Origin of the sequence: Microcoleus sp. S13_C3, assembly GCF_036700905.1 — a bacterium.
Taxonomy (GTDB): domain Bacteria; phylum Cyanobacteriota; class Cyanobacteriia; order Cyanobacteriales; family Microcoleaceae; genus Microcoleus.
In genome coordinates this window covers 44,940-55,522 of record NZ_JAUBPT010000036.1, presented here as the reverse complement: position 1 = coordinate 55,522, position 10,583 = coordinate 44,940, and the positions used below count along the sequence as shown (strand labels likewise).

Here is a 10,583-nt window from a genome sequence, read left to right as displayed (position 1 = left end):
TCTTACTCCCTCCCCGCGAGTTCGGGGAGGGTTGGGGTGGGGTAAAAAATTTACGACTCCTGCAAGGATTGCTATAGATTGTACGCCATATGTGTATGGACACGGCAGTGCTGTGTCCTTGCGCGTATCTGCGACTTTCATCCTAGGCTTTGGTTCCCACAATCGCCACTGGTGAGAATGCCAATCCGTTTCTCCTTTTGGATAAGTTTTTTATTATTACTTTAGGCTGATTTAAAAAAGGCAATTTTGAAAATATTTTCTGTCTATTATAGCACTTTTACAAGTTGACAAAAATCAGCCATTAGCCATTAGTCAGCGGTCTTTTCAGGATTAATTGCCCTTCCCAGCCGCGGCAGAATTCAGAATTCTTAAGAGATAGAAAAGAATCAGTTGCAAAAATCCGTAAGCGTGGTAAATTCTAAGCCACAACAGGCGATCCTCTTCGTTGGCGTAGCCCCCGTAGGGGCGGGCGTCGCTAACGCCCGATCGACTAACGATATTTTCAATAGGAGTTTAAACATGGCTGCATTAAAAGTTGGCATCAACGGATTTGGTCGCATCGGACGGCTAGTCATGCGCGCCGGCATCAAAAACCCCAACATCCAATTTGTCGGCATTAACGACTTAGTTTCGCCAGAAAACCTAGCTTATCTTTTCAAATACGACTCCACCCACGGCATTTACGACGGCGAAGTTGAAAGCAAACCAGACGGGATTGTCGTTGACGGACTATTTATCCCCTGTACAGCGATTAGAAATCCTGCCGAATTGCCCTGGGGTAAATCCGGCGCAGATTATGTTGTAGAATCTACCGGATTGTTTACAGACTTTGAAGGCGCATCAAAACACTTGACGGCGGGAGCCAAACGAGTAATACTTTCAGCACCGACAAAAGACCCGGAAAAAGTTCCAACTTTTCTAGTAGGGGTCAACCACCACAAATTTGACCCGGCAAAAGATACTGTTGTTTCTAATGCTAGCTGTACGACGAATTGTTTAGCACCAATTGCCAAAGTAATCAACGATAACTTCGGCTTGGAAGAAGGTTTAATGACGACAGTTCACGCAATGACAGCTACTCAACCAACTGTAGACGGCCCCAGCCAAAAAGATTGGCGGGGAGGACGCGGTGCGGCTCAAAATATTATTCCATCTTCGACCGGTGCAGCAAAAGCTGTTACTTTGGTGTTGCCAGAATTGAAAGGAAAATTGACGGGAATGGCTTTGCGGGTGCCAACTCCCGACGTGTCTGTAGTTGACCTTACTTTCAAAACGGCGAAGGAAACTAGCTATAAAGAAATTTGCGAGGCAATGAAAAAAGCTTCGGAGGGCGAACTCAAAGGCATTCTTGGATATACTGAGGATGCGGTGGTTTCGACAGATTTTCAGGGCGACGCGCGATCGAGCATTTTCGATGCAGGTGCGGGAATTGAACTGAATTCTAAGTTTTTTAAAGTTGTTTCCTGGTACGACAATGAGTGGGGTTATTCTTCCCGCGTGATTGACTTGATGCTGTCGATGGCCGAGAAAGACGGAATTTTGAATAAGTAATATTTGGCGTGTGGCATTTTGGGCGGGTTCGCGTGCCCAACCCCTACTCCCCACAAACAAATTCCTAGGATTTTTTGTGGAACGGGCCGGAGAGCCCGTTCCTGATAATGTTACCTAATGTGAGTTAAACTTTTTTTGTTTCCGATTCGATCGCGCTTATGTCTGAATTACCACCGTTGAATAACGAAACTATTTGGGCTATTCTCAACGAAGAAATCGACGATGCTGCCGTCAACCGATTAGTTTGGCTGTATCTGGGCTACCGCTGGGATGCCGAGACTGGCAAGTGGAACAGTGCAGGTGTTGCAGCCGAGTGGCGGCAAGAGTACCCGGAACCGCCGGATTTTATCGATTCTAGGCCGGCGACGGTGAAATTGACTCGATCGACCCCTCCAGAAAACAAGCAGTTGCTGAAGGAAAAATTGGGGTTTAAGGGCTATAAAATTGGGGAATTCGGGCCGAAACAGACTCGCAGGGCGACGATGGCTAATTGGTTGATGGGTTTTATGGAAGCTGGGGCGTAAGAGGAATTTTGGATGGCTGTGCGGTGGTTGCCACCGTTAGAGTACAGAGATAGGAGATTTTTTGGCAGGAAAACCCCTAAATCCCTATCAAGGATTGAAAGCTTGATTAAACTCTTCCTTTCTTTCTCTGTGTCCTCTGCGTCCTCTGCGGTTAATTAACAAAAATTAAGCCTGTTGAAAGTCAAAACACACTAAAACCAGCCAATTCCAACATCCTCACCCCGAACCCTGACACCGGACTGCGGCAGACTTTATGTGTATAATTTGAGGTCAAAAGGTATCAACCGCCTCTTTCATAAAGGGAATAATAAACCCGGATTTGGTATTAATTATTTTCCGGGCGATTGTGCTAACAGATTTGATATAAGCGAAGGGTTTTAAACTCGAATTCAATTAACTAGAAAGCCAACGCTTCAGCCTTGATTTGCTGGTTCTGGCTGCACCTGCTAATTGCCTAAACCCAGGTACACGGTCAAACCACTGATTAGGATAGATGTCACTACGGGAGCTCCTTTGCCACCCCAGATTTGGAGAAGCAATCAACGTGACAACATCGGGATTTTGAGATCGGAAAGTAGAATAAGCTCCGTCGAGGTGCATCGGGCCCCCGTCGGGATGTCCCGGAGGTCGCTGTTGCACTTCTTCCAGAAACCGCAGGAGGCGATCGAAAATCCTGCCATTTACAGCGTAAAAATGAGTGGTCATCACCCCATCCGAAAAGGGCACGAGGGCGACAGGAGACTTTTGTTCAACCTCTTCGACGTGTCCGAAGTAGACGAAATCCCAATCTTGCTGACACAGTTGTTCGAGGATAACAGCTTGGTCTGTTCTGAACTTTGCTGAAATTTCTAGGTCGTCTTCTACAATCAAAATATTGCTCAACCCCTTATCTTTGGCCTGCTTGAGGATAGCTACATGACTGGAAAAGCATCCCCTCGCCCCAATGCTGGGGAAACCTCCAGCATCGTCGGGGCGGATTGCGGGAAATATCTCAACCTTATGGGGCGTGAGGGGCATTCCTGCTTCCTCTAATTCCTTGACTATGAGTTGGCGTCGGTCTTTCCTCTCAGGGAGATTTACCGCATAAACTCCCTGGAAATAGTCGGTAATTTTCGTCATAGTTTGATCTCGAATCAAAAAGTTGAGGAATCTTCGGCTTGAGCGGTCTCAAATTTTATTTGATGTCTGTGTCTGCCTTAAACTATTCTATTTTTAGCAAGCTGCATCTTCCATTTTCCTAAACTTATTCAAATTACCTCGGCAGGATGTACTATTAACAGTTTAATTAGCCTTGGGGTTTGAGTCAGAATCAACGCATTTTCCCTTTTGAGTAGGGTTTAAGGCTAGGTTAGACACTACTTTAGAAACAGCAGCTTGTTCTTGAATCCATCCGATTTCCCCCGGTTGCAGCTTGGCGCTTTCTACTTCAACTGTTGGCTTAACTGCCTGGGAAGGCGACGGAGTTGCTACAGCGGGAGATGGATTCACTGTCGGTTTTGAAACTGTAGAAAAATCTTTATTTGACTGGGGTTTGGGAGAGTTCGATCGCACTATTTCAGGAATCGAACAAACTTTCAATTCCAGCCAATTGCCTTGAGGTGTAAGCTGTTTGTTTGTCACCTGCAAAACACTGCCGGCTGGGACTGTTCCTTTGACAGTCAACTCACCGATTGCGCCTCGCAAATCCAAGCGATCGCCCTTTTTTCCCAATTCCCCAGCCGCAGAAGTTTTAATCTCTATAAACGAGCCTGTTTCTAAAGATTGGACCGGAGAAGCTACAGATTCAACTGTTTTCTCCGGCGTGCTTCCAGCATTAATTAAACCGCGTTTCCCGAAAATCGACTCCCCGGCAGTATCGATCGCGCGACCCACCGGAGGGATGAAAAAATAAGCAAATACACCCCCCAAACCCAATAAAAATAAAATTTTCAGCAGCAGCGAAAATAAACTTTTGCTTTTTTCCGGCTGTAACAACTGCGTTTTTCCTTGAGAATTCCCCTCGCCAAGGCTTGTGCTTTCGGTCAAATCCGTTGGCAGATCCTCGCTATCGGAAATTAGTTCGATCGGCGTATCTAAAGGTGCGACAGACAGTTCTGTAAAAGTATTGCCGTCTTCCCTCAAATGTGCTTGACAGTGAATTAAAGCAACAGTGACGTTATCGTGACCGTTTCTAGTATTAGCAATCTCAATCAGTCGATCGCGCGCCTTAGCCAAATTAATGCTACCGTCGAGAATTGGCAAAATCTCCGCTTCCCAACATTCCTCAACCCGGTCTTTATCACTCAAACCGTCAGAACACAGCAGCAAAACGCAGTCTTCATCCACCGGAAAACGCTGCACAGTCGGGTGCAAAGTGTTGGACGAAGTAATCCCCAAAGCTTGAATCAGAGCTCCGGCGGCCACTTGTTCCAAAGCATCCCGGTAGAGAGAGTAGCCCAACCGCACCTCGCGGCAAGCCACATTATCATCGAGAGTAACTTGATAGCATCCGGTGCGGGTAATCCAGTAAGCCCGACTGTCTCCGACGTGGGCGACGTAGAGTTCGTGAATGTGGGCTAAACCCATAACTAGCGTAGTTCCCATCCGCTGGCGGCCTTGGCGGTGTTCGCTGTCGTTGCGACTGGCTATCTTGTCATTAGCAGCACAAGCCGCCCGTTCCAGCTTGGAAGTCAGGCTCAACGGGTCCCAATTAGCCTGATGCAGGGGCATTTGCTGCAACTTGTCGCGCAGCACACCAATTGCTTCTTCCGAAGCGACTTCGCCCCCGTCTTGTCCACCGATACCGTCGCAGACGATCGCGCAAGCTTCCGCACCCGGGCTTCCTGCCAACAGCGTACCGCTGGGCGGATAGCAAGCATCTTCGTTGTGAGCGCGGGATCTGCCTACATCCGTGCCCGTGGCAATTTCAACGTGACGATCGTAAAATCGACCGCACTTTGCCAAAGCTTTATCCAACTGGCTCATTAGTTGTTCGCCGTGGCGCACTTGACCGGCAACCATTTGCTGGCAAAGTTGCCTCAAAAAATTGGCAATAGCCGGGTGAGCATCTTCGAGCCACTGCTGCCACAATTTGCCCAACTGCGACAAATGAGGCGGTTTGCGATCGGGCTGCAATTCCAGAAACCGCACCAATTGCCCTTCCACCCGTAGCAGTTCGGGAGTCAGCAGCGTCGAAGCCACGCCCTGAGCGATACAAGGTTGCCACAACTGGGCCATTTGCCACAGCCAATTGAGCTGGCGCATCGCTGCGGATCCTTTCCAGGAATCCGCCAATTCCGGCATTAAAGATTCCGTCACCTTCAAAATAGGCACGTTTTCCAGCAGCCAGATATCTCCCGATAGCTTGCTCATCTTGGACGATACCAGGCCGTATACTTGAGGTACGTGCAACTGATAGGCAAACAGTCTCAGATAAGGAGTGACAACACTCGGAATCTCTTCGGGCAGTTCCGGCAAGTGTTCGGGTTGAGTATCGACAAGAAGTCGATCGCGCTTGACCAAGTAGCGACCAGCGATCAGATCGCCTGGCTTACACCCTTTGATCCCTTCACCTAAAGCCCATAAGTAGTGTTTTGCCACAGAGTTTTGCATAAGGGTTCCTGACGCCTTGGGGCAAGCGTGCTGATCTGAACTATTTTAGCGATTGAACCTCGACGGGTTGATACGTGGCGATTATTTGACACCCCCGCTTTCTCAACAGACGGAGATTCTTAAGACTTCGCAGTCCTAATCTCCTGATTTTTCAGGTTTCCGGGCTCACCACGTTTCCACTGTTGTGTGCGTAGTGATATCTGACTTTCCCCAGTCTAGGGGTAGGTTTTAATGTCTTGTACTGACACGAACAGTTTACCATTTTGTTGACGGTCGGATGAATCTTGCTATGAGCTTTCACGGTTAGACGATCGCGCCACACCCCAGTCATTGGCTTGAAATCACCAAAAAACTGGGTGGAGCGAAGCGGAGGGCTGAAGCCCCGTCCTTATAGGACGGCTTTACATTGAATTAAATCCCCTTTCGGGGTCGGAGAGGGAATTTTATGCAACCTCTCCGATTTTTGGGGAATGGTTGCCCCAAACTCCCATTTCTGGGGTAAAGTTAGCTTCGACAAAGTTATAAAGGCTTGCGCCGGCTAGCAGCACTGTCGAGCGTGACCTTAAGACTGTTTAACCACTAGCGACAGAGCAAGGGACTAGCTTCGCATCAAGCGGGTGTCGTGACCTAAATAACGTAGCTATTTAAAGCTTAGTCTGGTCAGAATGGCCTGTTAGATTTCTCTTTCAAGCCTCACGCCTTTAGGCTGAGGTTTCTGACGCTGTTTTCAGCATATTCCTGATAGTGGTCATTTCCGAAGAAATCGCAGCACTCAAGGGAATTGAAATTTTAGACTAACTATAATGGTATGATGCAGCTAGGTAGAAATCACCTGAGCCGACAGGTATAAATAAATATCAATTGTCGGTTTTCTCGCGAAGGGTCATCTGTGCCTCGCACGCTAGTTTCGCAACAGAAGTTAAATTTAACCCTACCCAAAGACGGATACAGCCCCGCAGATTCATCTGTGGAGTCAATCTAAAATCTAAAATCTAAAATCTAAAATCAGCTGACGGATGCCAGCCCCCGACAGGAATCGTGGACAGCAAAAAAAATTAGATATTAGTTCAAGCGCCCAGATTCATCTGTGGAGTCAATCTCAAATCTAAAATCTAAAATCTCAAATCGACTGATGGACGCAAGCCCCCGACAGGAGTCGTGGAGAGCAAAAAAAATTAGATATTAGTTCAAGCCCGCAGATTCATCTGTGGAATCAATCTAAAATCTAAAATCTAAAATCTCAAATCGACTGACCGGCCTCTGCAAGCTGTTGAGTATTGAACCATGCACCCACATGATCCCAGCGCCTTTCCCAAGAATTTGCCCGATCCGAAGCTGCCGCCTGCTGTTGAAATAGACGAAATACTCACTAGCATTCAACATTCTCACAGTTTCTATTACCAAGTGATGAATCTTGAGGTTTGGGCACTGGTGGAAACCTTGGATGGGATGTTTCCCGGCGCTTGGGGTCAGTTTATGGCCAACCGCCAAGTCGCAGTTAAACAGTTTTTGGAACGAGATCGCGTTCCAAATTCTCCGGTTGATGCTGGGGAGGCGGGGGAGAACTCCGAGGCCAGTCGGGAGAAGGAAGAAGCCGGGAGTCAGGAGTCAGGAGTCAGAAACAAGCAGGAAGAAGAATAAAAGCAGATTTTCTCAATTCTCCCCATCTCCACCTTTCCTCTGTATCCAAGTCTACATCCCCCTCCATCCCCAAAGCGAGAGAGGAAACAGAACCCTCTTTTCCCCCCGTACTCCCAGGGCGGTTTCATTCTCACCAAAAACATGAATTTTGTAGGGGTAGTGCCCCCGTGCCTACCCCCGACCTAGACAATTCGATCGGCAGTCAGACCACAAGGGCCGGCACGGGGAGTAGGGGTAGCACGATCCCTACAAGAAAATGAAACCGCCCTGCCGTACTCCCCTGATTAAGAGGAATAGGAGGGATCGAAACTCAGCTACAAGCGACATTTATTATGGGTTTCAATCTTAAGTTGACATAAATGCCGATCGCCCGATCGCCCTTACAGGTGAACTTTGGCATCAACTTGAGGCAATCCCATGCTGTAGTTGACAGCGCGGCTGTTGAGGTTATAGCTGATTTGGCCTTTTTGTAGGAACGATCGTACCAAGTGCTCCAACTCCGAACCGATACGGCGGAGGTTGTACTCGGTCAAGTCTTCGCCCTCGTAAGCGTCTACGAGTTGGTCGAATTTGGCATATACCTGTTTGATTGACTCGTCATTCCAGTTAAGTTCGTTATCTGGGTCAATGTCGAGGGTCAAAAGGTCATTGCTGGGGACGAGTTCGTTATCTTCGAGGATGGCGGTGTATATGCGAATATGGCGGGTTGTTGACTTAAGCTGCATGACTTCTTATGTGTAAAGATTTTTTGCTGAATTAATTGTAATGGCTGGGAGATACGCGGGGAGGGCGGGCGATCGTCAATTTCTCGGAATTCCGAAATTTTTCAGTTGTTCGGCAGTCCAATTTTTGTAATATTCCGTTTTCTCTAAAAAATCGGAAGCTGGCTTCAGCTTAGAATTTACTTGAACAGTGAAGCCCGGATAGGGCATCCTCCTAGTATGAAGCCCGTCAATATTAAAATCTTCTTCGGGATGGATGTGAAAAGCCAGCAAGCCCAATTCTGAAATCTGATTATTCAATTTGTCTATCAATTCTTTAGTTTCTGGCGCACTAATTGCAGTTTTTTCGGGATTAATTACTACCATTATTTCCAATTCCGAATTGTAAAATTCATAAATTGATTTCATTATGGCAGAATCGCGATCGAACTCAGTCAGGGCTGAAAACCGCTCGATTTTGAATAAAATTTGATTAGCCAACCGTGCCTTTTTAGCGAAGGGACAAATCGGTAAATCGCTGAAAACGGGATGCGGTAACTCGACAAACTCGGTCATCCATCTCAGGGTAGATTCTATTATTTCCGTTTCCGATTCATTCATCGACAATCTATGTATTTGATCTTTAATACTAATCATAATCTATTTCTAGGGCGATGCACACCCCACTCTTGGTATCAATTTAAGACTGAAACCCATAATAAATGTCACTTCTATCGAAGTCTCGATCCCCCTAAATCCCCCTTAAGAAGGGGGACTTTGAGTGCTTCCGGTTCCCCCCTTTTTTAAGGGGGGCTAGGGGGGATCTCCGGGTCAAGAAAACACGCCCTACTCCTGCCATTTCTAAGGACTCAATTCGTTACTACAAACATTAATCTATTTGTGAATTGTGCCATCTGGCATAATTGCGCCTGTGAGTGTTGCATTTTCCAGATTTGCTCCAACCATTTTAGCTTCCTTGAGGTTAGTTTTTTCTAAGTTGGCAGCGCTCAAATCTGCCCCGCACAAGTTTGCAGAAGTTAAGTCGGCTTTACTCAAGTTTGCTCCATATAGGTTAGCTCCAGAGAGATTGAACCCACTCAAGTTTTGCCCACTTAGATTAGCGGTTCGTAAGTTTAGCCCAATCAAATTTACCCCTGTGAGATTAGCATCTCTCAAGTTGGTTCCACTCAAATTCGCCCCACTTAACTTAACACCACTCAAATTCATGCCACTAAGGTTAACGCCACTAAGGTTAACTCTTGTCAAACTTACTCCTGTTAAGTTTACGCCACGGAGGTTGGCATGACTTAGATTGACTTGAGTTACCTTCGAGTGACTTAAATCGGCTCCTGTCAGGTTAGAACTAGCTAGACTTGCCTGAGTTAAGTTAGCTCTACTGAGGTTTGCTGTAGTCAGGTTGGCGCTATCTAACTTTGCTTCGCTTAAGTTGGCTTGAGTCAAATTTGCCTGAATTAGTCTTGCACAATACAAGATTGCCTTAGTTAAGTTAGCCCCACTGAAGTTAACTTCAATCAAATCCGCACTGTGCAAGTTTGTTGAATTCAAATTTGCGCCTTGCAAGTTAGCTCCAATTAAATTTACCCTAGTTAAGTTGGCATTTGCTAGATTGGCATTGCTCAGGTTTGCTTGAGTTAGACTGACATTAGAGTCGAGAGTTTTGCCACTTAAATCCACTCCCGCTAGGTTAATCCCTGTAAAGTCGCGTTCTCCGTCTTCATGCCGTTTCCAAAATTCCTCAGCACCGATCGCTGGTTCCAGATTTTCTAGTGCAGAATCATCTATTTTTGCCTCTTCCTGAGATTGCACAGTATCCGCATTTACAGGAGTAGCAGCCGGCTGTTCTACCGCATCGCTAGATGCTGGAACCGCTGTCTCCTCGATCGCCTCTTCGCGCAATAACCGATCCACCCGATCGCTAAACCGCCTCAAAACCTCAGCATCATCAACCTTCTCACCAGCATTCGAGCTTTTCTCAACCGCATTCTCAACATAATACTTGTCTACAAAACTTTGCAACCCAGCATTATATCCCTGTCCTACCGCCTGAAACCTCCATTCGCCATTCTTCTTATACAAGCGTCCAAATTCTAAAGCCGTTTCTTGGGAAAATATCTGATTCAAATTGTACCGAACCAATTCGCCAAGACTCTCTGAATTGTAAAGCCGGATAAAAGCATTTGTAACTTGACTAAAACTTTGATTCTTTTCCTGTCCCTCGTGAATAGTCACCACAAACACAATTTCCTGAATCGCCGAATTGATTTTACTCAAATCCACATAAACCGTCTCATCATCTCCGTCTATTTGCCCAGTCGCGCTGTCTCCCGAATGTCGCACCGCACCGTCCGGCGATGTCAGATTGTTGTAAAATACAAAATACTTTTCATCAGGAATCCGACCGTCCGCCGCTAACATAAAAACAGATGCGTCAATGTCGCAGTTTTGTGCTGTCTGGCTGACTTGCCAACCCAGGGCGATCGCAATTTTACTGAAATTAGGAGTCTCTTTAGAAAGATTGAACCTTTCACCCTTAGTTAATTCGATACTCATATGC

Annotated in this window: 8 protein-coding genes; 3 read left to right on the top strand and 5 right to left on the bottom strand. The window is 46.7% G+C overall.

From position 1 onward, the window contains the following. Positions 1-519 precede the first annotated feature (519 nt). Positions 520-1,551 carry a type I glyceraldehyde-3-phosphate dehydrogenase gene (gene gap, locus QUA16_RS12655; protein ID WP_333103712.1) on the top strand — a complete coding sequence of 344 codons (1,032 nt, stop codon included), beginning with the start codon at positions 520-522 and terminating at the stop codon, positions 1,549-1,551. Positions 1,552-1,709: 158 nt separating this feature from the next. After that, positions 1,710-2,075 (top strand): DUF1823 family protein, encoded by a 366-nt coding sequence (locus tag QUA16_RS12650; RefSeq protein WP_333103672.1) that lies wholly within the window; start codon positions 1,710-1,712, stop codon positions 2,073-2,075. A gap of 393 nt (positions 2,076-2,468) precedes the next feature. On the opposite strand, the gene QUA16_RS12645 is transcribed toward QUA16_RS12650, so the two are convergent. Together QUA16_RS12645 and QUA16_RS12640 are read right to left on the bottom strand one after the other, a co-directional pair. Next, positions 2,469-3,194, bottom strand: a complete 726-nt coding sequence (locus tag QUA16_RS12645; RefSeq protein WP_333103673.1) for a glycosyltransferase family 25 protein — start codon at positions 3,192-3,194, stop codon at positions 2,469-2,471. A gap of 162 nt (positions 3,195-3,356) precedes the next feature. Next, positions 3,357-5,666: a protein phosphatase 2C domain-containing protein gene (locus tag QUA16_RS12640; protein WP_333103674.1), complete on the bottom strand. Its 2,310-nt coding sequence runs from the start codon at positions 5,664-5,666 to the stop codon at positions 3,357-3,359. Positions 5,667-6,950: 1,284 nt separating this feature from the next. Between QUA16_RS12640 and QUA16_RS12635 the strand changes: the two genes are divergently transcribed. Further along, positions 6,951-7,307, top strand: coding sequence for a hypothetical protein (locus tag QUA16_RS12635; RefSeq protein WP_333103675.1), 357 nt, complete (start codon positions 6,951-6,953; stop codon positions 7,305-7,307). 380 nt (positions 7,308-7,687) lie between these two features. Here the strand turns inward: QUA16_RS12635 and QUA16_RS12630 are convergent, their stop codons facing one another. The 3 genes from QUA16_RS12630 to QUA16_RS12620 all read right to left on the bottom strand — a co-directional run bounded on the left by QUA16_RS12630 (position 7,688) and on the right by QUA16_RS12620 (position 10,579). Then, on the bottom strand, positions 7,688-8,032 hold the full coding sequence (locus QUA16_RS12630; protein ID WP_333103676.1) for an NAD(P)H-quinone oxidoreductase subunit M: 345 nt from the start codon (positions 8,030-8,032) through the stop codon (positions 7,688-7,690). A 75-nt stretch (positions 8,033-8,107) separates the two neighbouring features. Continuing rightward, on the bottom strand, positions 8,108-8,665 hold the full coding sequence (locus QUA16_RS12625; protein ID WP_333103677.1) for a hypothetical protein: 558 nt from the start codon (positions 8,663-8,665) through the stop codon (positions 8,108-8,110). A 237-nt stretch (positions 8,666-8,902) separates the two neighbouring features. Beyond that, the gene (locus tag QUA16_RS12620) at positions 8,903-10,579 is read right to left on the bottom strand and encodes a pentapeptide repeat-containing protein (protein WP_333103678.1); all 1,677 of its coding nucleotides are present in this window, start codon (positions 10,577-10,579) and stop codon (positions 8,903-8,905) included. Between the last annotated feature and the right edge of the window lie 4 nt (positions 10,580-10,583).

What these genes read in the sequence shown, in the direction of transcription:
- QUA16_RS12635 (WP_333103675.1), top strand. Translation starts at nt 6,951, where the DNA reads ATGCACCCACATGATCCCAGCGCCTTTCCCAAGAATTTGCCCGATCCG.
- QUA16_RS12645 (WP_333103673.1), bottom strand. Translation starts at nt 3,194, where the DNA reads ATGACGAAAATTACCGACTATTTCCAGGGAGTTTATGCGGTAAATCTC.
- QUA16_RS12620 (WP_333103678.1), bottom strand. Translation starts at nt 10,579, where the DNA reads ATGAGTATCGAATTAACTAAGGGTGAAAGGTTCAATCTTTCTAAAGAG.
- QUA16_RS12650 (WP_333103672.1), top strand. Translation starts at nt 1,710, where the DNA reads ATGTCTGAATTACCACCGTTGAATAACGAAACTATTTGGGCTATTCTC.
- QUA16_RS12640 (WP_333103674.1), bottom strand. Translation starts at nt 5,666, where the DNA reads ATGCAAAACTCTGTGGCAAAACACTACTTATGGGCTTTAGGTGAAGGG.
- QUA16_RS12625 (WP_333103677.1), bottom strand. Translation starts at nt 8,665, where the DNA reads ATGATTAGTATTAAAGATCAAATACATAGATTGTCGATGAATGAATCG.
- gap (WP_333103712.1), top strand. Translation starts at nt 520, where the DNA reads ATGGCTGCATTAAAAGTTGGCATCAACGGATTTGGTCGCATCGGACGG.
- QUA16_RS12630 (WP_333103676.1), bottom strand. Translation starts at nt 8,032, where the DNA reads ATGCAGCTTAAGTCAACAACCCGCCATATTCGCATATACACCGCCATC.